This window comes from Spirochaeta cellobiosiphila DSM 17781 (assembly GCF_000426705.1).
Taxonomy (GTDB): domain Bacteria; phylum Spirochaetota; class Spirochaetia; order DSM-17781; family DSM-17781; genus Spirochaeta_E; species Spirochaeta_E cellobiosiphila.
This window is the reverse complement of record NZ_KE384554.1, coordinates 364,720-388,197: the sequence shown is the minus strand read 5'-3', so window position 1 is coordinate 388,197 and position 23,478 is coordinate 364,720. Positions and strand designations below refer to the sequence as shown.

Here is a 23,478-nt window from a genome sequence, read left to right as displayed (position 1 = left end):
ATTATTTTATTACCACTTCATTGTAAGTAACGTCTATATCATTACCATATTTGTCAATCATCCAGGATTTAACGAGATCAAAGGTTTTCTTATTAGGTAGAGTAATTGTTTTGTATTGAGGCATAGGATAATTGGAAGACGCTGGCAAACGTACTTGCTCAATTAAAGTGTGACGATATTGATCTGGATTCGTGTTAATCTCATTAACTGCATTATTCCATTCGTCCTTTAATATTGATACGACTTTTTCATTCTTTGATAAATATGCTGGGCTTAAGGCTAGTACTGCCGGTGTTAAGTCCGTATTTTGTTGATCTTTAATTATGGTGTATCCTTCTTCAAGCAATGGCCATGCCATCCCTTCTGTTAAACAGGCTAAGGGAAGTTTGTTATTTTTGAGCATTTCCATTCTGACAGGGACTTGAGGTATTCCTAGTTTATTAAAACTCCCATCAGGCCATAAGGCATCCACCATAAATTCTATGACAGTGTTCTCAGAGATACCAATATCAGGGGTCGTAATACTTGAGCTATATCCTTTTGCTGCAACAATCATAAATCGACTTGTGGTGGTGGTTAGTACTTTTAGGTTGTTTCCATTTTTCCAAAACTGTAATAGACCTACTAAATCACCAGATATTCCGTCTATTTGTCCAGCCATAAGAGCTACATCCCTTTCTTTGGCACTCATAAAAGGTACTATTTCAACATGGTCCATGAGTAATAATGGTAAATTCCCTGCATCTGGCATTACACCTATTCTAACTTTATATGTATCTTTGTCCTTTTCCTGTTTTTGACCAGAACCGAAGAGTACTGGAATAATACAAATAGTAATCAGGATTAATGTTAGGTATCTTTTCATAGGATCTCCTTGAATGTTTCATTAAGTGAGGTAAGCATCATATCTATTTCTTTCTTTGTTATAACTAAAGGTGGTTGAAAGGCTAAAACATTTCTGTTTAAACCATTTTTACCAATAAGAAATCCTTTGTCTTTCATTGATTCCAGGATTAAATCAGTCACTTCCGGGGCTTGTTCATGTTGAATTTCTACTCCTAACATTAAGCCAAAACCTCTTACTTCTTTAATCCATTGATATTCTGATGCCAGTGTTGTTAATCGAGCTTTTAAATATTGACCTAATTCTTTAGCCTTATTGGTTAAGTTCTCTTTTTTGATGTATTTTAAAACGGCTAATCCAGCAGTCGCTGATACGGGGTTTCCCCCTAATGTTGAAGCAGATGGTTTTGTAAAACAATGACCTATCCCATCTGTTGTTGCAAAAAAACCAATAGGAAATCCGTTACCCAATGCTTTGGCTCCAGTGATTATATCTGGAATTATTCCATAATGTTCTGATGCAAACATATAACCTGTTCTTCCAAAACCAGTTTGGATTTCATCAGCAATGGCAAGAACTTTATGCTTGTGTAGTAAGGGAATTAATTCAGAAATAAAAGAATGCTCTAGTGTTTTAATTCCCCCATTACCTTGTATAGGCTCAAAAATGAATCCAGCAATAGATTGAGAATGTTCTTCTAGTACTTCTTCTAATTCCTTCCTATTCTCAACAAAATACATTGGTAAATGATTCAAAAAAGGATCTGTTCGCCACATTGGTATTTCTGTGATTCCTGAAGTGAGATAGGTTCTTCCATGTAAACTACCTTTAAGTGCGACAAAAGCTTCTTTTCCTGTATACATACGAGCCAAAGTCATGGCCCCATCATTGGCTTCTGACCCAGAATTACAGAAAAAACTTCGTTTGATGCTCCCAGGAAGAACATGGCTTAATTCTTCTGCCAGATTAACAACTGGTTCTGTTAAATATATGGATGTTGTATGTTGTAACTGTTGGATTTGGTTTATAACCTCTTCATTAATATCATCATTACAATGTCCGCAGGACATAACAGAAACACCACCAAAAAAGTCAATATACTCCTTATCATTATGATCCCATAGTCTTGTCCCTTTACCTTTTACTAGTTGGGGAGGGTTCTTATAAAAATGAAAGGAACAGGGTAATAGATACTCATTTTTTTTGCCCAGTATTCCTTCTGGTCCCAGGTAAGTATTTGATCTATCGCTGAGCGCCATAGGTAAGTCCTCTCTTTTGTGAAATAGACATCAATATCTGTTTCATATTCTTTTGATTTTGAATTAGGTCCTGTATCTGGTATAACAGTTGAGATGTTTCACTGATATCATAATCTTGTAATTCTAAACGAAACTCTCTGTATCCTGATTGTAGCAATTCCGATATTCTGGGGAGTAGGGTATAATCTTTGGCAGATAACATATGATAGCGGTTCCAAATATCCTTCTTTACATGTAATGATTCTGCTTCTGTGACTAGTTCTATGTCATCTGCTTCCGTTGAACTTATATCATGTTCCATATACATCATAGTGGGTCTACCATGTATCATAATCTCAGGTGTTGCATAATCCGGGTTATAGATATTTATTTTTGCTAAAGTATGAAAGCTAGAAAAGGGCATTTCTATAGATAGATTGGCAAGGCTAACACCACAACTTTTCAAGTATTTAAGAGATAAGTGGTTATAGGTATTAAGACCAGTATCACCTGCTAGATCATATTGTTGGTTATCTAAATATTCCAAACATCCTACATGATTAATGTAAATACCTTTTACAGAAATATTTTTAGCAAAATAGTTTTTAAAAAGAAGATCATCTTTATCTTTAGTCATTCGAGGCAGGGCTAGGTATAAATCTGTTTTATCTCCTATCCTGTTGGCTAAGTTTTCTATGTCATTGATAGAAGGTAATTGTGCGGGTGCTAAAGGTTCGAGGGTTAATATAACTCGATCAGCTCCCGCTTTTGATGCAACTACAGCTTGGTCAATGGAATTAACCTTAACATTTAAATGGTAGTCCTGTCGCTTAATATTAAAAATTGAATATGCAGCAAAATTATCCACGTTTAAATCTATTTCTTTTTCAGCTGTAGGTGTACTAAACATTTTACCTGTTGAGTAAAACTTTCCAGATCCTTCACCTAGGGTATTAATATTTGATATTCCTGGTTTTCCATAGGCGTATCCCGTAGAAAAGTCTCTTTTCTTGAACTCGTCAAGATTATCTACTCTTCTATATAAAGGATCCTCAAGGAATTGATCTAATGCGTCTCCATATTTATTGACTAAACTTACAATAAAATCTTTTTCCCTCATCCTTCCTTCTATTTTGAAGGACGTTACCCCTGCCAGTATCATATCTCCCAAATGTTGATACATATTCATATCTTTAACAGCCAAAGGATAAGGAGGGGCCTCTGTCACTCCTTTTATTTGATATGGCCATCGACACGGTTTCAAACATCGTCCCCGATTAGAAGACATTCCAAAAACAAAAGAGCTATACAAACACTGGGCTCCATGGGCAACACACATGTCTCCATGGGTAAAGTATTCTAGTTCAACATCACTATTACAATGAATATATCTGACTTCATCAAGAGTCATTTCTCTTGATAAAACGACTTTAGATATTCCCCTTCTGGATAAGAAATCTACCATGGTTAAGTTATGAACATTCATCATAACTGAACTGTGTAGAGGTATTGTTATTTGTCTTTCCTGTATAAGTTGAAGAAGCCCTAAATCTTGAATGATTAAACCATGAGGCTTAATCGTGTCTAGATAATCGAGGTAATCAAGTGCCTCATTTACTTCTTCAGGGTCTATAAGACTATTTAATGTAATATAAATTTTTTTGTTATGATCATTAGCTATGTTAATAGCATCTTTTAATTCCTGATTAGTAAGGTTATATCCTTTCCTAATCATACGCATGTTCAAGTGTTGGCCACCTAGATAGACAGCATCACATTTTGAAGTAATTACAGATTTGAAGATTTCAAATGTTCCGGCAGGAGCAAGTAATTCCAAATCACGATCGTTCCATTTCCTACTCATGACTGAGGAGTATAGACCAAAAATAACTTTCATAAAAGGTCATAATTAATGCCAATTAAGGGTTCTCTTTTGTACAATAACCCCCATCGTTGGACAGGGGGTATCGCTTAGATATTATTATTCAATTTTAGCCATTCTAGGGATTCATTATAGATTCTGTCTGAATACATCTTATCCACTTCTTGTAAGATAATAGATCCTATAGAAATGGAGGGGTTGCTAACTTGATAAGAAGATTTATTACCCCTAATCAGATTAACAAGTTCTTTTTTATCATCAGAGATAATGGAATAGGTATACTCTGTCGTAGTACAAAAGTCGATTTGCTTATTACTACCTTTAGTCCATGTTAATATAAGCTTTTTATTACCAACTTCCACTTGAATATCATTCTCATTATTTTGAAGAAAGGTCCAATTAAGCTTTGACCCCATCCAGCCTAAAAAGAGATATACCTGGCTTTGAGAAAATCCTTGAAGATTTATTGATTTTATATGATATAGATTATCAAGATCATCTTCTGGGTTGAACAGTCTTGCTGTTAATCGTATGAAGGGAATTAGATATTGCCAGCTTATATCTGTTAAGCAAAGATTGTATTCTTCAATTTTGCCTGATATTTCTCCAAGTAAGGCAAGATCAGCCATCTGTGAGTCTATGATTAGTTTATCTGCAAAGTTTTCAGATTGAGTCAATAATTCAGGAAAATGTTTGAATCCATCATCCCACCATAAAAAGGTAGGTATATCCCTTATCAATAAAGGCGTCCATGCTCCTGGATCTTCTCCTGTCTTGTCCGTGCCGGAATAAATGGATACTTCCTGAAAACAAACACCTCTATGTTCAAAATCTTCAATACAATGGGCACTTATTTCGGTTCTTGTTTTTCCTGGAGTGCCCAGATAAATATGTATAATACGTGCGGGACGTTTACCTAATAAAGATGACAAGGCCTCTTCTGATCTGCTAATTGTTCCATGTTTTGAGAAAATAACAATATTGAATAGACTATTTCTTGAGTCATTAGGGGCTTGTTCTCTCTGTATTTTATTCAGTTCTTTTTCAACAAAAGAAGCATTAGGTATTAGATTCATAGTCTTCTCCATTTACCTTTTTCCATTAGGTCATTGCTTTCTTCCGGTCCGGCACTACCTGACCTGTAACTATACATAGGTGGATTTTCATTAATCCAGCCATTGATGATTCGTGTAATGTAAGACCAGGAGGTTTCTATTTCATCCCTTCTTGTATAAAGGCTTGGATCACCGGTTATGGCATCTAGCAATAGTCTTTGATATGCTTCAGGAGTTTGTTCACCAAATGCATTACCATAAGCAAAATCCATATTTACTCTTCTCATAGAAGTTGATAGGCCTGGAATCTTTGCATTGATATTGAATGTGATTCCCTCTTCCGGTTGAATGTGAAGTATCAGAGTGTTCGCATTGAGAGAGGGATGGCTGTTGGGGAATATTTGGTGAGGAGGATTTTTAAAGTGTATGGATATTTCTGTTAATTTACGAGATAGTCTTTTTCCTGTTCTTATGTAGATAGGAACACCCGCCCAGCGCCAGTTTTCTATAAACACCTTAAGGGCCACATATGTTTCCGTTAATGACTTTGGGTCTACACCTTCTTCTTCCTTATAAGATTTGACTTCTTCTCCCTCTACAATACCTCTATTATATTGCGCTCTTCGTGTGTACTGACCAACTTCTTTTGATGTTATTGGCTTTAGTGAACGTAGCACTTTGACCTTTTCATCACGAATAGAGTCGGGGTTAAGATCTGCTGGTGGTTCCATGGCAATCAATGTTAATAATTGAAAGATGTGGTTTTGAACCATATCCCTCAATATTCCTGATTTTTCAAAGTAATTAGCCCTTGTCCCCACACCGATTCCTTCGGATACTGTTATTTGAATATGGTCAATGTGTTTATTGTTCCATAATGGTTCAAATATACTATTCCCAAATCGGAAGATCAGTAAGTTCTGAACCGTTTCCTTCCCTAGGTAATGGTCTATTCTATATATTTGTTTTTCTTCAAAATAAGTGCTCAAATGGGTATTTAGCTTTTTGGCTGTGGCCAGATCCCTGCCAAAAGGTTTTTCTATAATGATACGCGCATAAGCTGTGTCAGGATTGGCTAAGCCATTCTTTCCCAAGTTTTCTATAATCGCTTCGTAGGAAGTCGGTGGTGTTGATAAATAGTAGAGAGTCCCTCCAAAACCGTTTATTTTGTTAAGCAATTCCTTATATCCTTTGGGATCTTCAAAATTACTGGAAATATATTCTAAACGGCTTAGGAAAGCTTCCTTTTTATCAGAAGATATGGAGTCAAATTTGCCGCCAGATAGCATTTTTCTACCTTCATCTCTGAAAGTTTCATCTGTCCAGGTTCTTCTGGCGAAGCCTATTATCTTAAATTGATTGATTCTTCCCTCAATAAAAAGATTAAATAAGGCAGGTATTAGTTTCCTTCTTGTTAGGTCTCCTGTTACTCCAAAGATTACCAAAGAAAAGGATCCTGTTTCCTTTGTAAATTCTAAACCTGATAAAAGTGGATTATTATTCATAAATTAACAATATGAATAGCTGAATAAAAAATCAATTAAAATCTCTAAGTAACTTAGCTAAAGGGCCATTAGTATTGCAAAAAAAAGATACAATGCATATAAAATATGCCTATCGTAATGTGATTTATTAGGTATTATCCTGAATCACACATCGAAATAAAAGACCTCTAGGTTTGTAATATGGCTAATTTTTCCGATTTGGGATATAGGCAACTTTTTGATGATGTCTGGTATATAGATAATACTGGTTCGACTATGGATGATGCCCGTATACTCATAGGCTCTGGTGATAATTCAGATTTTTGTCTTGTAACAGCTTATCAATCAAATGGTGTTGGTCGTGGTAGTGGACGTGTTTGGGATAGCAGGGAGGGGATGAACCTATTGTTTACACAAACTATATCTGAATCACAGTTAGTATTATCTTCCCAATTAATCCCTTTATGGGTCGCTTTTAACCTAAAAGCAGTCCTTCAGAATATCGTTAGGAAAGAACTGTATATTAAATGGCCCAATGATATTTTGTATGAGAATCGAAAGATATCCGGCATCCTATGTCAAAAGTATAAGAATCGTTATATCATAGGCATTGGTCTTAATGTTAACCAAACCTCCTGGCCTAGTTCTTTGGAGAATAAATCTACTAGTCTAAAGCTTATTGATGGATTAGAGCGTAATACGCACAATATATTAGAAGATTACCTGTTCTATCAAAAAGATCACTATGATTTCGATATTAAGAAATTTGCCGAATCCCTATGGGGTCTCAATCACCAAGTTACTTTTACAGCAGGAGTCTCAACTCGCTCAACAGAAGGTATTATCAGAGGTGTAAATCCTGATGGTGGATTAGTACTGGAATGCTCAGGAAGGGAGAAGGTTTATTACTCAGGTGAAATATCCTTTCATCGTTAATAGGCTTTTTGGCGGGAATAGGGAGGTATGATTTCTTTTTTGACCGTTTCTGGTATCTTATAACTATCTGGTTGTAAATGGCGTTCCCATTTAATGTAGAAACTAAGATGTTCTTCCCAGCCTTCAATATTTGATCCACTAATAGTTGTTGTGCTTCCTCCAGGAAAGGCTGTTAAGTATTTCTTGCCACTAATTCGTGTTGTGCCCAAAGTGATGGGGACAATGTTTTGTCCTCCTAAGTTCGGGAAGATTAATGATATATGTTGTTGGCCTGAATTAAAATTAAAGGCATTGCCCCAAAGAATCGATCCCTTTACCGGATCAATTTTTTCTTTACCACCTATCCCAGTAGTATCTCCCGTTTGAGCTATGACAGGAACAAATCTGTTCAAAGGAATGAGTGGTAACTCAATAGGCGCTAAGGTATCTATTCGCCCTTTGAAGCTGGGCGGGTAACTTACTGTGTAGCTGATGAATAAATGAGGAAATTCTACAAAAGATAAATACTCAATAATAAGCTTTGCCTTGGAGGTGTTTGTTTCTAAATCAAGGACTTCTCTCATCCCCCAATAATTATCCCCTGTTATAGAAAAACTACTTCTTGTATGAAAATTTTGGACTCCCTGTTCTGTTTTAATATATGAGCTAATTGGACCTAAACTTGTATAGCTCGTAGGAGGAAAGCTTACTTTTGATAATCTTCCATCAACAAAATGGACAAACTCAGTTGCTAATTGGAATTGTGTACTCCCTTGCATGTTGAAAGACAAATCTCTATCAGGTATTCCTCCCACCATACCCTCAGGTATTTTATGCGGGTTTTGTTTTGGGAAGTAATATTTTCTTAATCCTTTATGTATGTTGACTAATTTTGAATCGCCCCCATTCTGTAGGCTGTCTTCATATGGTTGGAAATAGGGAGCTTTGCTGGCTGGGCTTAAGGAGGGAACTCCCTTTTTTAAAGTTTTTGAGGATAAGGGTACTAAGTTTGAAGAGGGAAGGAGGTTAAAACTTGGTAAATCATCTGTTAGAGATATATCCCGTGGTGATAAACAATAAAATATTGTAGATCTTGACCATCTCTTCTTATCTAGGACCTTGCTTATATCATTAGGATCAATGTGCACATGATAATAGTATTTTTTATTAATCTCTATAGTTCCCACTGCTTCTTTACTCTCTTGAGAATTTAAGAAATAGATAGGGGTTTTAACATTCCACTCTTTTGTGTTGTAATTTTTATGTGTTTCAAGAATCAAACCTTTAATAGCAGGCATTTGCAGTGCTTCACAGACTTCAATACCTCTCTGGGTTTCAATAATTCTCTCTTCTTTTGATAAATAAGATAGATTACTCCCTGAATAACCTGCAAGGTAAAAGGGGGAATCGATAATACGCTTATATAGAGTGGAAAAGTCCTTATTATCCATAGTAGATTTTAATTCTAATAGTGATAACCCTGTAAACAACCAATAAAAAGATCCAGAGTACTCTGATGATTCTATATACTGTATAAACTTACCCAGATATTCAATGTTTTTATAATTACCCGGTAGAAAGCGAAGATCTATCAGTAGTTGGGATTCTTTTACTTGTGTCATAAATATACTTTTCTCATTATTTTAGTCCCTAGTCAAGGTTATTAGTTTTTATCTTATAGGTCTTGATGATTGGTAAAAGAATTAGTATCTTGTGTTCCGGACAAACGTCCATTATATGTTACTATGAAATAAATAAACTTTTAAAATCTTTTATCAATAAGGGAGAAAAGATGGCTAAACAGTTGATGTTTGAAGAAGAAGCTCGACGAAACCTTCTTCGCGGCGTTGAAAAGCTGTCCAACGCTGTTAAGGTTACTTTGGGACCTAAGGGACGAAATGTTTTACTAGACAAGAAATTCGGTGCCCCAACAGTAACTAAAGACGGAGTTTCCGTTGCACGTGAGATTGAATTAGAAGACCCCTATGAAAATATGGGTGCTCAACTTCTTAAAGAAGTTTCCATTAAGACTAATGATGTTGCTGGAGACGGTACGACAACTGCCACAGTTCTTGCTTACTCTATTGCACGAGAAGGTCTTAAAAGCGTAGCAGCAGGTATCAATCCTATGGGAATTAAACGTGGTATTGATAGAACCGTTGAAGCAGCCGTTGAAGAAATTGGTAAGCTTGCCAAAGAGATTAAAGATAAAGAAGAGATCTCTCAGGTAGCAACAATATCTGCAAACAACGACAGAGTTATTGGTGATGAGATTGCCCATGCAATGGAAAAGGTTGGAAAAGATGGTGTAATCACTGTTGAAGAATCTAAAACAATCGAAACCACAACTGACTTTGTTGAAGGTATGCAATTTGACCGTGGTTATGTATCACCATACTTTGCTAGTAACCGTGATACGATGACTGCTGTATTAGATAGTCCTTACATTCTAATTTTTGATAAGAAGATTTCAAACATGAAAGATCTTCTTCCAATCTTAGAAAAAGTAGCACAGGCTTCAAAACCTTTATTGATTATAGCAGAAGATGTTGAGGGCGAAGCTCTGGCGACTCTTGTTGTAAACACATTAAGAGGAACTTTGAATGTTTGTGCAGTAAAGGCTCCAGGTTTTGGTGACCGACGTAAAGCTATGTTGGAAGATATTGCAGTCCTAACTGGTGGAGAAGTTATCTCTGAAGAAGTTGGCCTTAAATTAGAAAATGCCGAGATTGCTCAGCTTGGACAAGCAAAGATGGTTAAGGTTGAAAAGGAAAATACTACTATCATAAATGGAGAAGGGTCTGCCAAGGATATCAAAGAAAGAATTGGACAGATTAAAGCTCAGATCGAAGAAACCAGTTCTGATTATGATAGAGAGAAACTTCAAGAAAGATTAGCTAAGCTTGCTGGTGGAGTTGCCGTAATTAATGTTGGAGCCCCAACTGAAGTTGAACTCAAAGAAAAGAAGCATAGAGTAGAAGATGCTTTAAGTGCTACAAGAGCGGCCATTGAAGAAGGTATAGTTCCTGGTGGTGGTTTGACTCTTATTCAGGTAGCTAAAGCTCTTGATAGTTTAGATCTTGCAGGTTGGACTGAGGAAGAATTGGTCGGTTACAGAATTGTAACAAGATCACTTGAAGAACCTATCAGACAAATTGCAACAAATGCTGGATTAGATGGATCTATTATTGCAGACAAAGCCAAGAATGAAAAGAAAGGTATTGGTTTCGATGCCTCTAATATGCTTTGGACAGATATGGTAAAAGCTGGTATCATTGATCCTGCTAAGGTTACAAGATCAGCATTACAAAATGCAGCTTCCATATCCGGACTGCTTTTGACAACAGAATGTGCTATTACAGACCTTCCTGAAAAAGAAGAGGCTGCTCCTATGGGTGGTGCTCCTGGTATGGGAGGAATGGGTGGCATGGGCGGCATGATGTAATCTGGCCGACAAGCCCGGAAAAGTTTAAAAGCCGGTTTTATACCGGCTTTTTTTTATAGGAGGACATATGAAAGGTGTTGATTTTCCTTTTACAATTGGTTACTCAGAGGGATCGGCAGTCATGGATAAGAACTCCAAGAACCGATTCAAGAATTCCAATATAGAGGATCTTCTGGATAAAGGGTTATATAAAATAGCATTTAGCAAAGCGCTCATGGACAACAACCAGGAAGACATGCAGAAGATTCTTGATTATTACAATAGTAAAAGTCCAAAAAAATATCCTAATACTGAAGTTTTAAAAAAAGTATTTGGAGTTTTTTCTGTTCCTGAGGGAATTAATAAGACGATCATTGTTTAAGCTTTCAAGTTTCCTTGACGGCCTATAGCATTCATGATACTTTTTTTCAAACTTGCAAAATCTTAAGGATTGGTAACTATTATGTTTTTAAACCAACTATTACTCCAGACATCCGGGACTCCTGGTCCAGAGATGATGGGGACATTGATCACATTTGGTCTTGTATTCTTAGTTTTTTATTTTCTGATCATTAGACCTCAAAACAAAAAGCAGAAAGAGACTAAGAAGATGATTGCTGCTATTAAGAAAGGGGACAAAGTCACTTCTATTGGTGGGATCAAAGGAATCGTTCACACGGTAAAAGAAGATTCTGTTCTTGTTACTGTAGATGACAATACTAAATTAGAGTTCACTAAGGGTGCTATATCTGATGTCGAAGTAAAAGATGCCCCTAAACCAGTAGAAAAGAAAAAAGATAAAAAATAAGTATTCTGGAGAACAAGAGAATGAACAAAAGAAACAGATTCTTGATCACTTTACTTGTTATAGCTTTTGCTGTTTGGTTTCTCTATCCAACGGTTAAATGGTATGCTTTTACAGGTGAAGATGAGCAGACACTAGCAGGAAGCTCAATTGATCAGATCAGAACTTATGCACAAGGTATGAGTCAAAAAACACTCAGTGATTTGCTGAAAAAAAATAAAAACGCTCCTGATACTCTCCTTAGTAGTGATTTGGACTTCCTGATAAAAGCAGCTAAAGATAATTATAAACTAGCTGATCAAGAATATCCAAAGACCTGGACCGTTGAAGCTGTCTTTAAAGGTTTTCAGAATAAAGATGAGATCATCACTGTACTGGAAAGACATTATAGAGACTATGCCCTTAACTTAAAGTCTCAAAAAAATAAGATTCTTAAATTAGGTTTGGACTTGTCTGGTGGTATGAGTGTCGTACTTAAAGCAGATATGGATAAGTTAGCCAAAACTTTAGGCAAAAAAACTTTGACTAATGAACAAAGAGAAGACGCTATGAACGGTGCTCTGGAGATCCTTAATAACCGTATTGATAAATTCGGCCTAACAGAACCTCAAATACGAAGAGAAGCTGGTGGTGAACGTATATTTATTGATATTCCTGGAGAACCAGATCCTTCAATTGTTGAATCTTTCATAAATGATTCAGGTTCTTTACGATTTCAAATCGTAGATTCTGAAGCCACGGCTACATTACAACAATATATAGCCACACATCCTGGTGATTCTTTTGATACAGAAGGACAATTAGACCTCCCAGAAGGTTTATTACCCATTAATACTACCGTTCTTAATATGTATGATAAAGATGATTATGGTATGGATGTTTTCTCAGGTAGGATAGTACTTCATTCAGAAGATAAGTATAAACTTGACGGTTCTCATATCACAAATGTACAAATTGGTTCCAATGCTATAACCTCTCAGCCAACAGTTAATTTTCAGTTGGATCCTGAAGGGGCCGAGCTATTTTACACTTTAACCAGTGAGAATACAGGTAAATCTATGGCTATTGTTATGGATGATAAAGTTAAATCACGAGCCAATATTACAGAAGCTATTGCTGGTGGATCTGTGCAGGTTTCCGGGTTTAATGCCTCTGAGGCTAGTGATCTAGAAATTATCTTGAAAACTGCGTCTTTACCAGTAAGTCTTGTCATAGAAAATTATGAGACTGTAGGGGCCTCTTTGGGTGCTGATGCTATTCACTCAGGGGTCAAAGCAATAGCTTTGGGATTTGTCCTTGTTATTGTTTTCATGTTTATCTATTACAAAGGTGCTGGTTTAGTAGCAGATATTGCTTTGCTTCTTAATCTCGTGTTTATGGTAGCTATTTTAAGTACCTTCGGTTCAACCCTAACCCTTACTGGTATAGCTGGTATTATTCTTACAGTTGGTATGGCTGTCGATGCTAATGTAATTATCTTTGAGAGAATCAAGGAAGAATATCTATTAGGTAAATCAGCATCTGCCAGTGTAGAAGCTGGATTCAAAAAAGCTTTCTGGACGATTATGGACTCAAATATTACAACTTTTATAGCTGCTGTCTTCTTATCCTATCTAGGATCAGGACCTATTCAAGGTTTTGCCCTTACATTAGCAGTGGGTATCATTAGTTCCATGTTTACAGCCTTATTCGTGTCCAGACTGATATTCGATTTTGGATTGGAAACACTAAACATGAACAAGCTTAGTATAACTTGGAGGAAGGTGAAATGATTCAATTTACAAAAATCAGATGGATTATGATATCACTTTCCTTTGTGCTCATATTCAGTGGTATTGGTACAACAATCGCTAAGGGTGGTTTCAATCTTGGTATTGACTTTGAAGCTGGTTTGACTCAAAGACTTGTCATTGACAAGGATGATGTGAATATCGAGGAGTTAAGATCTGCACTAAGTGGTTTTGAAGGACTTCAAGTTCAAACTATGGGTGGGGTCAATGAGTTCCAGATCCGTGTTAAAGACACTGGTGAAGAGAATTTTCAGGAAATGGCAAAGGCCAAGATTGGTGAAGAATTAAGCTCAGTATTTGGAGCTTCTTCAATTACCATTCGTGGTTCAGAATATGTTGGACCTAGATTTAGTCAAGGTTTGACAACCAATACAGTTTGGTTAATTGTGTTAACCCTTTCTATAATTCTTATCTATATCTGGTTTAGGTTTAAATTAGCTTATGCTGTTTCTGCTGTTGTTGCTACACTTCATGACTTAATCATCATGATTGGATTTATTGGTGCTACAGGTATGGAAGTATCAACAGCAACAATCGCGGCAATACTTACGATTATTGGTTATTCTTTGAACGATACAATTGTCGTTTTTGATAGAATCAGAGAGAATAGAAGTATTATGAAAGATAGCGATCTTCCAACAATTGTTAATACTAGTATTACTCAATCTTTGAGTAGAACTATTATTACATCATTGACGACTTTGATTGCTGTTTTAGCTATCTATTTCTTCACCTCTGGTGATATTCAGAACTTTGCATTGGCTTTAGTAATTGGAATAGTTGTGGGTACTTATTCTTCAATCTTTATTGCTAGTCCTGTATTCATGGGATTAACAAAATTAATTGGGGAAAAGAACGTAGAAAAATCCTGATAATTATATAAATGAGAGAAAGGAGCTAAACCATAGGGGTTAGCTCCTTTTTTTTATTTCCTTATTTCTAAAACAAGTCCATTTAAAAAATTACGTAGAACTTGGTCTCCACATTCCTTGTAGTTACGGTGACCTTTTTTACGGAAGAAAGCTGATAATTCACTTTTTGAAAGAATAAAGTCTTTGTTTTTAAAAATCCTTAAAATATCCTCATCCTTATATTCAAAAGCTATCTTTAGCTTTCGAAGAATGACATTATTATTAAAAAAATTAGATGCATTCTTATTCTTGTTATCACTAGGTCCTCTTTTCTCAACAATCAGACCATCCAAAAAAGCTTCCAGAACTGAGGTTGGACATTCTACAAAGTTTGAATCTGTTTCTTTAGCTGTATAATTTTTAATGTTCTCTGTTTCGATTTTTACACCAGACAGCTGACATATTTGGACAAGTTTGATGTCATTATAGTCTAATGCATACCTCAGTCTGCGCAAGACATCGTTGTTAATCATGTTACTCTCCTAAATAATAACAATATAAAATATATATTATTATGAGTATAGAAAGAGTTAATTGAATTAGTTGATATTTGGGGCCAATTATTAAATTCTTGTTCTGCTACTTCAAAAAAGCAAAGACTGGCAGCAAATAGATATAGATAAGGAAGGGGTGTTTTTTCGTTGCAAAGGATTTCAAATTCCTCTATCTTGATCAAGTGGAGGAATGATGAAAAAATTTGGAACCTTCTCGGGAGTATTTGTCCCTTCCTTTGAGGCTATCCTAGGAGCAGTACTTTTCCTGATTTTGCCTAACCTGGTTGGTAGAATGGGAATCATAGAAATGATCGCTATTATTGTATTGAGTAATACAGCCACTTTGGCCACAGCTTTCTCAATAAGTGATTGTACGACTAATTTACAAAATGTTGGACCAGGAGGAATGTATGCGATTGCTAAACGTTCACTTGGCAAGGCTTTTGGTGGATCTATTGGTATACAATTATTTTTAGCTCAGTCTGTTTCTATTGGTTTTTATTGTATAGGTTTTGCAACACCTTTACAGCCCATCATAAGTAAGTTACCTTTCGTAGCTCAATACGTAGATCAGATGGGACTAACAATTTTAGAACAGAAGCAAGTGATAGCCACAATAATAGCATTGATATCCTTTATCGCGGCCATTGCCGGCGCTGATTTTATTGTAAAAATCCAAATGGTTATATTCCTTATTTTATCTGTCTCAGTCGGGGCTATTATGATCAGTCCTTTGATTAATCCTGTTGGAGTCCAAGGAAATCCCATATTTACAGATACAGTCAACTGGCGAGGAGTTATGGGAGGATTAGGCTTTTGGGCTGCCTTTACCATGTTTTTCCCAGCTGTAACAGGTATAGATGCTGGTGTCGGCATGAGTGGCTCTTTAAAGGACCCTAGGAAAAGTTTAGGTAAGGGTACTTTTACTGCTATTGGAATTACCACTTTAATATATTTAGCTGTTGTTGTTGTCTTTAGCTTAGTGGAGCAGCATCGTTTGATAGGTGTTGGAGAAAATGTACCTGACGTCGTTGACCTATTTAGAGGTGTGCCTTTTATTCCTGTAATATTACTAATGGGAATTCTATTTGCAACCGGTTCTAGTGCTCTTAGTTATTTTATGACAGCACCTAGAACTTCACAGGCTTTGGCCAATGATAATATACTTCCCAAGTTCCTGAATTTTCTAGCAAGGGATTTTACTCCAAATGGAAAGGAACCTAGATGGGCTACTGTCTTAACCTTGGCCATTGTTATCCCCATAATATGGTCTGGTGATGTAGGTACCATTTCAACCGTAGTAGGTATTTGTTTCCTTGTTGTCTATGGATGGGTTAATTTAGCTGCTTTCTTCGAAAGAATAAGTGGTAACCCTTCTTTTAGACCAACTAATAAAGGTCATTGGTCTATTAGCTTATACGGATTCTTAGTCTGTATGATGGTCATAGCCATGTTTAATATTATAGTTGGTGCATTAGTCTTTGCCAGTCAGTTATTGATATTCCTTCTTCTTCTTAGATTTAAATCGAACAATAAATTAGAAGGAGTCTGGTGGGGATTACTTTTCCGTATCATCAATTGGGGGAATACCCGAATTGGACGTATCATTCAGGGGACTAAGAACTGGCGTCCTATTGTGGGAATCTTTTGTTTTTCCGATAGAAGTGAAGAATCAGAGCAAGCTCTTATAATGTCTGAACAAATTTCTCGATTCAAAGGGATGAGTTTGGTCAATGTTCTTAAAGCTGCAAAGGATGATGAAATGTATTTCACTATGCCCAAAGGTGCTCAGATCCTGGATGTGGATGGTGATGATTACAGTCGTTCCATTATTTCAGTATCACAGGCCGCAATTCCTGGGGGCTTATCCATGAATACAGTAATATTGCCAGTAGATTCTCGTCTGAATTTTACGGCAATTATTGAAAAACTTGTGCATTTGGGCAAGAACGTCCTATTAATGAAACCAGGGAAAATTGCAGATGCCGCAGAAGATCGTATTGATGTATGGTGGAAAGGTAAAGAAAACGGTAATCTTATGGCTCTTCTTTCCTATATAATAAGTGAATCAGAGCATGGTCATCGACGGCATATAAGGGTCATCCGTAAGTTGTTCCATGGAGAGCTAGAGGAAAAAGCAAGACAGGAAATGACGACTTTATTGGATGGTGCACGTTTAAAAGGGGAAGTGCTTATCCTTCCTGAAAGTGATGAGTCATTTCAGACAACCCTAGAAGTTCATTCTTCTGATGCCAATCTGATTCTTATGGGGATGCCAGGCCAGAAAGCTGGTGGTTTAGCCAAAATGTTTTCATTAGATAAAATGTATTTCACAAAAGAGTTGGAGAAATATGAAAAATTGCCACCCGTACTTTTTGTAAAGGCGGCAAGTATAGTTGACCTCTTAGAATAGATAGGAATTAAGCAAGGAGAAACTGGTGGAAATCTTCGATTTTTTCTAGTTTCTCCTGTTTCATATAATTAATAATTCCTTCTAACACCTGTTCTGTAATAGTGGGATCTACAAAGTTAGCCGTTCCGATTTGAACTGCACTGGCTCCAGCCAACAAATATTGAATAGCATCATTAGCTGTCATAATTCCTCCTAAGCCTACAATAGGAATATCAACGGCTTTAGCCACTTGGTAGGTAAGTGCTATGCCTACAGGTAGTATGGCTGGTCCCGATAAACCTCCTGTAACATTAGATAAAACAGGCTTTTTTGATTTTGTATCAATAAGCATACCCTTTAAGGTATTAATACAACTCAGTGCGTCTGCTCCACCAGAAACAGCTGCTTTTGCTGTTATTGTTATATCTGTAACATTAGGAGTGAGTTTTATGATTAGGGGTTTTTGAGTACGCTTACGGAGTTGTCCAACCAGACTTTCTACTAATACAGGATCTGTTCCGAAGCTTATTCCTCCACATTTCACATTAGGACAGGAGATGTTAATTTCATATCCCCATACCTCTTCAAACCCATTCAGCCTTTCTACTACCTGACAGTAATCTTCTTCTGATCTTCCTGCCACATTTACGATGGTAGCACCCTGATATTTCTTCAAAAAAGGTAACTTCTGGCTAATAAAGTTATCTAATCCTACATTGGCTAAGCCAATGGCATTCAGCATTCCTCCTGGAGTCTCTACTATACGAGGGGTAGGGTTCCCTTCCCGTACTTCTGGTGTGATTGCTTTTGTATATATTGCTCCCAGATTATTGATATCCAAGAAGGGTGCGTATTCCTGTCCATACCCAAAGGTTCCAGAGGCTACACCTACTGGATTTTTAAGAGTTTTATTCCCAATCCGTACTGTTATGTCCATTTTATTGTTTTTCCTTCCATTATCGGACCTTCAACACATACCCTGGCTTTTTCTCCAGATTGTAGATCAACAACGCAACCCATACAGGCTCCGACCGCACAGGCCATATATTCTTCCATACTGACCCATACTTCATGATTGAAATTATTTAGTTGGCTCATTGCTTTTAACATACCTGCAGGTCCACAACCATAGAGACCGGAATCTTGATTGACCAATGTTTTTAATCTATCAATTGTCGTCCCATGGAAGCCTTGAGAACCATCATCTGTACATATTTCTAGTTGAACAAGCGGGTCAAGATTAAGTTGAGGAATAAGTTCCTTGGTCCGAACTCCCAGTATAAGAGTACTTTTTTTGCCCTTTGAAGCTAGATAGTTAGACCAGTAAACCATGGGGCCGGTTCCAATTCCACCAGCTAAGCTAAAAATAGGTTTGTCCGTATCAACAAAATGATTCCCCAATGGGGCCATGATATCAATGAAATCACCCTCTTGTTTTTCTGTAAGTAGTTGAGTTGATAACCCTCTGGTTTGGTAAATAAAAGAGGCTTCTCGATCTGTTTTATTATACCCACTAAAAGCAAAGGGTCTTCTTAATAAGGGAGATATGCCATCCTCCACTCGAATAGTGAAATATTGACCTGGCTGAGGCTGTTTATAAACCTCAGGCCAATAAAAATTCATTTCATAGTAGTCACGAGAGATTTTTCTCTGACTTGTTATGGTTGTTTTAAAGATCTCCATCAGATAATCTGTTCCTTCCACTTGTCAAAATTAAAATGGGAAGCACTAAACACTTCCCTGTCTAAGTAAGTATTTAATTGATCAAAACGATCGGCTATCTCCGGATCTATGGTATGTTCCATCTTACAAGCAATATCTGAAGCCTCCTCTTCGGGATAGCATAGAACTTTATGAAGAAAATTAGTAAGAACTACATGTCGCTTTTTGACCGATTTAGCTATGTTTAAGCCTTCTTCGGTTAAACTGATAAAGGAATTCTTTTCATAATTCACAAGTTCTTTCTTTTTTAACGTTTTTAAAGCTCCTGTGACAGAAGGCATCTGTACTGATAGAGCTTCTGCTATATCCTTTACACGGGCAACTCTGTATTTAGTCTCTAAGGCCAATATTGCTTCCAGATAGTCTTCAAGACTTGGAGAAAGTTTTAAAGTACTTTTCATCATTACATATTAGCATAACTTAAATATTTATCGAAGATAGATATTTGTCTATCTATCCAATAGGGGCTTGTCATTGATACTAGGAATCAATGTATAATTTAATAAGACAAATAATGTCGTATTAATTGACCTTTTCTTTACTTGTGATTAGTATATTATGAAAAAGATAAGGTAAGGTGAATGCTAAAGATCCATAAAAGAATTAGTTATGCTCTTATTACCTTGAATTATATCAAGGAACAAGAAGGGCCAACAAGTTCAAGGGAGATTGCAGAGAAATTTAATTTGCCTTTAGAACATATTGCCAAAGTCCTGCAGAGTCTCGTAAGAGCTGGGATTATCAGTTCAATACAAGGTCCTAAAGGTGGATATTATCTAGAGCAGGATTTAAATTGCCTGTCTTACTTGGACTTAAATTCCGCTGTATTAGGGGAAAATGGTTTTCATAATTGCATACATTCGGACAGCTGTTTGCTATATGAAAACTGTGACGTCATGTTACCCATCCAAAGGTTGGGCAATCGAATCGAACAGTTATTGGGTCAAATACCTGTAGCTGAGTTATTGGCCGAGGCCAATACTTCAACAAACGCAATTTGTAAGGAGTAAAGTGTGTCAGAGACTATTTTGGACGTTAAAGGCCTACGGAGTCAGGTCGAAGAATCCCATACTGAAGCAAAGAAGGAAATCCTTAAAGGGGTTGATTTAACTATAAAATCCGGTGAAATCCATGTACTAATGGGTATTAATGGTTCCGGTAAAAGTACATTAAGTAATGTTTTAATGGGACATCCCAGTCATGAAGTGATAGGGGGAGACGTTACTTTTAATGGAAAAGATTTATTAGATATGGAAGTTGATGAACGGGCGAGAGAAGGATTGTTTTTGGCTTTCCAATATCCCGATACGATTCAGGGGCTTCCTTTAGGTACTTTTCTAAAAAGTGCTGTTGAAGCCACACGAGGTGAGGAAGTCCCCTTTAGAACTTTCAAAAATGAATTGGATGAAGTAATGACTCAGCTTAATATTCCAAGGGAATTCTTAAGCCGTTCTCTAAATGATGGTTTTTCCGGTGGTGAGAAGAAGAGAACCGAAATGGTTCAGATGAATCTTCTCAATCCTAAGTTGGCCATTCTAGATGAAACAGATTCTGGATTGGATATTGATGCTCTTAAGCTAGTGTTTGAAAACATAAAAGCTCAATCCGGTTCTGATAGAAGTTACCTTATTATTACTCACTATAACAAGGTTCTTGACTTTATAACTCCTGACAAGGTTCATATCATGAAAAACGGAAAGATTGTAAAATCCGGCGGTCCAGAGTTAAGCAAGAACATCATCGAACAAGGGTTCGAAGCTGTTATCGGATCTGATAATTAGGAGAAATACCATGTCACAAACAGATAACCAAGTTGCTGATATAAATAAGAATTTTGATGAACTCTATGGTTGGAAAACTGATTCATCAAAGTATTTGCTAGATACAAATAAAGGGTTAAGCGAAGATGTTATACGCGCCATCAGTACAAAAAAAGATGAACCCAAATGGATGCTTGACTTTCGATTAGGCGCTTTAGCCAAATTTAATGCTATGCCTGATCCCACATGGATTGATAGTAGTATCTTTGAAGGTATCAATTATGCCGATTTGTACCTTTATGCTTCTGCTTCTGATAAACAATATAACAATTGGGACGACGTTCCAGAAGATATTAAAGATACCTTTGACAGATTAGGGATTCCTGAAGCAGAACGTAAGTTCTTAGCAGGAGTAAGTGCACAGTTTGAATCAGAAGTAGTCTATCATAGTATTCAAGAAGATCTTGAGAAGAAGGGAGTTATTTTCCTTGATATTGATTCGGCTCTAAAAAAGCATGAGGACCTTTTCCGCAAGTATTTTGCTACCATTGTTCCCCCTGATGATAATAAGTTCGCTGCATTAAATTCTGCAGCCTGGTCAGGTGGAAGCTTTATCTATGTACCTGAAGGTGTAAAAGTTGACATTCCCTTACAGGCATACTTCCGAATTAATGCAGAAGCGATGGGACAATTTGAACGGACAATGATCATTGCTGATAAAGGAGCCAGTGTTCACTATATCGAAGGATGTACAGCCCCTACCTATACAAAGGACAGTTTTCACACTGGTGTTATAGAATTATTCGCTATGGAAGATGCCTACCTTCGTTATACAACCATTCAGAACTGGTCAACCAATGTGTATAACTTAGTTACTCAAAGAGCTTCTGCCAAAAAAAATGCAACTGTTGAATGGATGGATGGTAACATTGGGTCAAAAACCACTATGAAATATCCAAGTGTTCTTTTAGAAGAACCAGGTGCTTCCGGACGTATTATGTCTATTGGATATGCTTCCAAAGGTCAACGTCAGGATGCTGGTGGTAAGATGATCCATATGGCTCCCCACACAACCTCCTCCATAACAAGTAAGTCAATATCTCAGGATGGAGGAAGAGCTTCCTATAGAGGTAAGATAGAAGTTAAGAAAGGGGCAAGTCATATTAAGAGTGATGTTGAATGTGATGCTCTACTTCTTGATGATTATTCCGAATCTGATACGTACCCCACTATCGAGGTGAGAGAACGTAAGGATGTAAACATTGCTCATGAAGCAACCGTCGGAAAGGTCTCAGATGAAGCTATTTTCTACCTAATGAGTAGGGGAATACCGGAAAATGATGCCATGATGATGGTCGTAAATGGTTTCCTTGAGGAGTTTACTAAAGAGCTTCCCATGGAATATGCAGTAGAATTGAACAGACTCATTCAGCTTGAGATGGAAGGATCAATAGGTTAGATATATGACAACAACTTTTGAAAAGATCGGTAAAATAGATTACCAAAGTGCTGCTGACATGATTGATTCCTTTAATGAATCAACAGAAAGGAGTAACTGGCGCAAAAAATCTGCTACATCTTTTGTAGAATTAGCTATGCCTGGTAAACCTGATGAAGCATGGCGTCGAGTTCGCTTGAGCCCTGTGTTATTGGATAAAGCTCTAGAAGATTGCCAAATCGGGTATGATGGAATTCCTTCTGGAGTAAGTGTTTACTCTCTAAGTGAACTATCAGGAGATGGCTTCAAAGAGTATGAAACATATATTACACGATACACAGAATTGTCGAAATTAAGAGCGGCGAAAGACAAGCCTAGAGCTAATGATGTTAAGGAAAATAAGTTATTATCTCTTAACAAAGCCTTTAGTCAAAACGGTTTATTCATCGTTGCTGATGAAAATTTTAGTTCAGGTGATGTCTTAAGGTTTCAGTTCAGCACTCAAAGCGATAAAATTGTAGCGATACCTCAGATTCATCTATGGGCAAAGAAAGGAAGCAAGGGACAGATTCTTATTGAGTTTATTGCTAAAGAAGATAGTAAAAATGTAATCATTCCTTATTCAACAGGAGTTATCGAGGACAATGCTGAGTGGGAAGTTTTAACTAATCAGGAAACGGATGACAATAGCCAATTCTATATGTTTGATTCCTATTATATGCAGACTAAGTCAAAGTTTAGTTCTTACCTCTTTACACAGGGAGCTAAACAGTCTTTTGTAGATGGACATTATACTCTTCAAGGACGGAAAGCAGAATTCCACATGTATGGAATAAGTACTGCGCAGGGAAAGCAAGTTCAAGGAGAAAAGTTAAGCGTAGAACATCATGCTCCTGAGACTATTTCAGATACAAGCTTTCGTTGTGTTCTATATGATAGTGCTACTAGTATCTTTGCTGGTAATATTAAAATCCCTAAAGGGTCCTCAGGATCAGAAGGGTATGAAGAAAATAAAAACCTTCTTTTGGGAGAGGATTGCTTTACCCACGCTATTCCTCAATTGGAGATTATCGAAAATGATGTTAAATGTTCACACGGTGCTACTGTATCTTCTACAGAACCAGAGGAATTGTACTTTCTCATGGCGAGAGGGTTAACCCAAAAGGCTGCTGAAGAACTACTAGTACGATCATTCTACAGAGATATTCTCGATAAAATGAGCTTACTAAATGATCATCCGGAGATCAAATCTTATCTCTATAACTTGACTGAGAAAAAGACGGGATTAAACCTCAATAAAAATGTCTATAATTGGGAGGAATAA

The 23,478-nt window shown here is 36.8% G+C and carries 21 protein-coding genes; 11 read left to right on the top strand and 10 right to left on the bottom strand.

Annotated elements, in window-relative coordinates; translation table 11 throughout:
- Nucleotide 1 precedes the first annotated feature (1 nt).
- From K345_RS0108545 to zwf, 5 genes are all read right to left on the bottom strand, one after another.
- Nucleotides 2-865 carry an ABC transporter substrate-binding protein gene (locus K345_RS0108545; RefSeq protein ID WP_028973807.1) on the bottom strand — a complete coding sequence of 288 codons (864 nt, stop codon included), beginning with the start codon at nt 863-865 and terminating at the stop codon, nt 2-4.
- Complete coding sequence (locus K345_RS0108540; RefSeq protein WP_028973806.1) at nt 862-2,103, bottom strand: aspartate aminotransferase family protein; 1,242 nt, start codon at nt 2,101-2,103, stop codon at nt 862-864. Before K345_RS0108540 ends, K345_RS0108545 begins: the two co-directional genes overlap by 4 nt.
- A complete protein-coding gene (locus K345_RS0108535; RefSeq protein WP_028973805.1) occupies nt 2,087-3,946 on the bottom strand; it encodes a peptidase U32 family protein in 1,860 nt (619 codons plus the stop codon). The genes K345_RS0108540 and K345_RS0108535 overlap by 17 nt, the downstream gene beginning before the upstream one ends.
- 107 nt (nt 3,947-4,053) lie before the next feature.
- Nucleotides 4,054-5,040, bottom strand: a complete 987-nt coding sequence (locus K345_RS22320) for a glucose-6-phosphate dehydrogenase assembly protein OpcA (protein ID WP_028973804.1) — start codon at nt 5,038-5,040, stop codon at nt 4,054-4,056.
- Nucleotides 5,037-6,524, bottom strand: coding sequence for a glucose-6-phosphate dehydrogenase (gene zwf, locus K345_RS0108525; RefSeq protein ID WP_028973803.1), 1,488 nt, complete (start codon nt 6,522-6,524; stop codon nt 5,037-5,039). Before zwf ends, K345_RS22320 begins: the two co-directional genes overlap by 4 nt.
- A gap of 180 nt (nt 6,525-6,704) precedes the next feature.
- Here zwf and K345_RS0108520 point away from each other — a divergent pair, with 180 nt between their 5' ends.
- On the top strand, nt 6,705-7,439 hold the full coding sequence (locus K345_RS0108520) for a biotin--[acetyl-CoA-carboxylase] ligase (protein WP_028973802.1): 735 nt from the start codon (nt 6,705-6,707) through the stop codon (nt 7,437-7,439).
- On the opposite strand, the gene K345_RS0108515 is transcribed toward K345_RS0108520, so the two are convergent.
- Nucleotides 7,436-9,040, bottom strand: coding sequence for a hypothetical protein (locus tag K345_RS0108515; RefSeq protein ID WP_028973801.1), 1,605 nt, complete (start codon nt 9,038-9,040; stop codon nt 7,436-7,438). The two genes, K345_RS0108520 and K345_RS0108515, sit on opposite strands and share 4 nt — an antisense overlap.
- Nucleotides 9,041-9,210: 170 nt before the next feature.
- Here K345_RS0108515 and groL point away from each other — a divergent pair, with 170 nt between their 5' ends.
- From groL to secF, 5 genes are all read left to right on the top strand, one after another.
- Nucleotides 9,211-10,863: a chaperonin GroEL gene (groL, locus tag K345_RS0108510; RefSeq protein ID WP_028973800.1), complete on the top strand. Its 1,653-nt coding sequence runs from the start codon at nt 9,211-9,213 to the stop codon at nt 10,861-10,863.
- Between the two features lie 67 nt (nt 10,864-10,930).
- Nucleotides 10,931-11,224 (top strand): hypothetical protein, encoded by a 294-nt coding sequence (locus K345_RS0108505; RefSeq protein ID WP_028973799.1) that lies wholly within the window; start codon nt 10,931-10,933, stop codon nt 11,222-11,224.
- An 81-nt stretch (nt 11,225-11,305) separates the two neighbouring features.
- A complete protein-coding gene (gene yajC, locus K345_RS20340; protein WP_037571647.1) occupies nt 11,306-11,650 on the top strand; it encodes a preprotein translocase subunit YajC in 345 nt (114 codons plus the stop codon).
- 20 nt (nt 11,651-11,670) lie between these two features.
- Nucleotides 11,671-13,419 (top strand): protein translocase subunit SecD, encoded by a 1,749-nt coding sequence (gene secD, locus K345_RS0108495; RefSeq protein WP_028973798.1) that lies wholly within the window; start codon nt 11,671-11,673, stop codon nt 13,417-13,419.
- A complete protein-coding gene (gene secF / locus K345_RS0108490; RefSeq protein WP_037571645.1) occupies nt 13,416-14,309 on the top strand; it encodes a protein translocase subunit SecF in 894 nt (297 codons plus the stop codon). Before secD ends, secF begins: the two co-directional genes overlap by 4 nt.
- Nucleotides 14,310-14,362: 53 nt before the next feature.
- On the opposite strand, the gene K345_RS0108485 is transcribed toward secF, so the two are convergent.
- A complete protein-coding gene (locus K345_RS0108485; RefSeq protein ID WP_028973796.1) occupies nt 14,363-14,821 on the bottom strand; it encodes a YehS family protein in 459 nt (152 codons plus the stop codon).
- A gap of 214 nt (nt 14,822-15,035) precedes the next feature.
- Between K345_RS0108485 and K345_RS0108480 the strand changes: the two genes are divergently transcribed.
- Nucleotides 15,036-17,255, top strand: coding sequence for an amino acid permease (locus K345_RS0108480; RefSeq protein ID WP_245584611.1), 2,220 nt, complete (start codon nt 15,036-15,038; stop codon nt 17,253-17,255).
- Between the two features lie 7 nt (nt 17,256-17,262).
- Here the strand turns inward: K345_RS0108480 and K345_RS0108475 are convergent, their stop codons facing one another.
- The 3 genes from K345_RS0108475 to K345_RS20335 are packed head-to-tail and all read right to left on the bottom strand — an operon-like array spanning nt 17,263 to nt 19,357.
- Complete coding sequence (locus K345_RS0108475; protein WP_028973794.1) at nt 17,263-18,171, bottom strand: dihydroorotate dehydrogenase; 909 nt, start codon at nt 18,169-18,171, stop codon at nt 17,263-17,265.
- Nucleotides 18,162-18,917: a dihydroorotate dehydrogenase electron transfer subunit gene (locus K345_RS0108470; RefSeq protein WP_037571643.1), complete on the bottom strand. Its 756-nt coding sequence runs from the start codon at nt 18,915-18,917 to the stop codon at nt 18,162-18,164. The genes K345_RS0108475 and K345_RS0108470 overlap by 10 nt, the downstream gene beginning before the upstream one ends.
- Nucleotides 18,917-19,357 carry a metal-dependent transcriptional regulator gene (locus K345_RS20335; protein ID WP_037571641.1) on the bottom strand — a complete coding sequence of 147 codons (441 nt, stop codon included), beginning with the start codon at nt 19,355-19,357 and terminating at the stop codon, nt 18,917-18,919. The genes K345_RS0108470 and K345_RS20335 overlap by 1 nt, the downstream gene beginning before the upstream one ends.
- 180 nt (nt 19,358-19,537) lie before the next feature.
- Here K345_RS20335 and K345_RS0108460 point away from each other — a divergent pair, with 180 nt between their 5' ends.
- The 4 genes from K345_RS0108460 to K345_RS0108445 are packed head-to-tail and all read left to right on the top strand — an operon-like array spanning nt 19,538 to nt 23,478.
- Nucleotides 19,538-19,966, top strand: a complete 429-nt coding sequence (locus K345_RS0108460; protein ID WP_028973792.1) for an RrF2 family transcriptional regulator — start codon at nt 19,538-19,540, stop codon at nt 19,964-19,966.
- A 3-nt stretch (nt 19,967-19,969) separates the two neighbouring features.
- Nucleotides 19,970-20,737, top strand: a complete 768-nt coding sequence (sufC, locus tag K345_RS0108455) for a Fe-S cluster assembly ATPase SufC (protein WP_028973791.1) — start codon at nt 19,970-19,972, stop codon at nt 20,735-20,737.
- A 10-nt stretch (nt 20,738-20,747) separates the two neighbouring features.
- On the top strand, nt 20,748-22,175 hold the full coding sequence (gene sufB, locus K345_RS0108450) for a Fe-S cluster assembly protein SufB (protein WP_037571639.1): 1,428 nt from the start codon (nt 20,748-20,750) through the stop codon (nt 22,173-22,175).
- A 4-nt stretch (nt 22,176-22,179) separates the two neighbouring features.
- Entirely contained in the window at nt 22,180-23,478 is a 1,299-nt protein-coding gene (locus tag K345_RS0108445; protein WP_028973789.1) for a SufD family Fe-S cluster assembly protein, read from the top strand.

What these genes read in the sequence shown, in the direction of transcription:
- K345_RS0108545 (WP_028973807.1), bottom strand. Translation starts at nt 865, where the DNA reads ATGAAAAGATACCTAACATTAATCCTGATTACTATTTGTATTATTCCA.
- K345_RS0108540 (WP_028973806.1), bottom strand. Translation starts at nt 2,103, where the DNA reads ATGGCGCTCAGCGATAGATCAAATACTTACCTGGGACCAGAAGGAATA.
- K345_RS0108535 (WP_028973805.1), bottom strand. Translation starts at nt 3,946, where the DNA reads ATGAGTAGGAAATGGAACGATCGTGATTTGGAATTACTTGCTCCTGCC.
- K345_RS22320 (WP_028973804.1), bottom strand. Translation starts at nt 5,040, where the DNA reads ATGAATCTAATACCTAATGCTTCTTTTGTTGAAAAAGAACTGAATAAA.
- zwf (WP_028973803.1), bottom strand. Translation starts at nt 6,524, where the DNA reads ATGAATAATAATCCACTTTTATCAGGTTTAGAATTTACAAAGGAAACA.
- K345_RS0108520 (WP_028973802.1), top strand. Translation starts at nt 6,705, where the DNA reads ATGGCTAATTTTTCCGATTTGGGATATAGGCAACTTTTTGATGATGTC.
- K345_RS0108515 (WP_028973801.1), bottom strand. Translation starts at nt 9,040, where the DNA reads ATGACACAAGTAAAAGAATCCCAACTACTGATAGATCTTCGCTTTCTA.
- groL (WP_028973800.1), top strand. Translation starts at nt 9,211, where the DNA reads ATGGCTAAACAGTTGATGTTTGAAGAAGAAGCTCGACGAAACCTTCTT.
- K345_RS0108505 (WP_028973799.1), top strand. Translation starts at nt 10,931, where the DNA reads ATGAAAGGTGTTGATTTTCCTTTTACAATTGGTTACTCAGAGGGATCG.
- yajC (WP_037571647.1), top strand. Translation starts at nt 11,306, where the DNA reads ATGTTTTTAAACCAACTATTACTCCAGACATCCGGGACTCCTGGTCCA.
- secD (WP_028973798.1), top strand. Translation starts at nt 11,671, where the DNA reads ATGAACAAAAGAAACAGATTCTTGATCACTTTACTTGTTATAGCTTTT.
- secF (WP_037571645.1), top strand. Translation starts at nt 13,416, where the DNA reads ATGATTCAATTTACAAAAATCAGATGGATTATGATATCACTTTCCTTT.
- K345_RS0108485 (WP_028973796.1), bottom strand. Translation starts at nt 14,821, where the DNA reads ATGATTAACAACGATGTCTTGCGCAGACTGAGGTATGCATTAGACTAT.
- K345_RS0108480 (WP_245584611.1), top strand. Translation starts at nt 15,036, where the DNA reads ATGAAAAAATTTGGAACCTTCTCGGGAGTATTTGTCCCTTCCTTTGAG.
- K345_RS0108475 (WP_028973794.1), bottom strand. Translation starts at nt 18,171, where the DNA reads ATGGACATAACAGTACGGATTGGGAATAAAACTCTTAAAAATCCAGTA.
- K345_RS0108470 (WP_037571643.1), bottom strand. Translation starts at nt 18,917, where the DNA reads ATGGAGATCTTTAAAACAACCATAACAAGTCAGAGAAAAATCTCTCGT.
- K345_RS20335 (WP_037571641.1), bottom strand. Translation starts at nt 19,357, where the DNA reads ATGAAAAGTACTTTAAAACTTTCTCCAAGTCTTGAAGACTATCTGGAA.
- K345_RS0108460 (WP_028973792.1), top strand. Translation starts at nt 19,538, where the DNA reads ATGCTAAAGATCCATAAAAGAATTAGTTATGCTCTTATTACCTTGAAT.
- sufB (WP_037571639.1), top strand. Translation starts at nt 20,748, where the DNA reads ATGTCACAAACAGATAACCAAGTTGCTGATATAAATAAGAATTTTGAT.
- K345_RS0108445 (WP_028973789.1), top strand. Translation starts at nt 22,180, where the DNA reads ATGACAACAACTTTTGAAAAGATCGGTAAAATAGATTACCAAAGTGCT.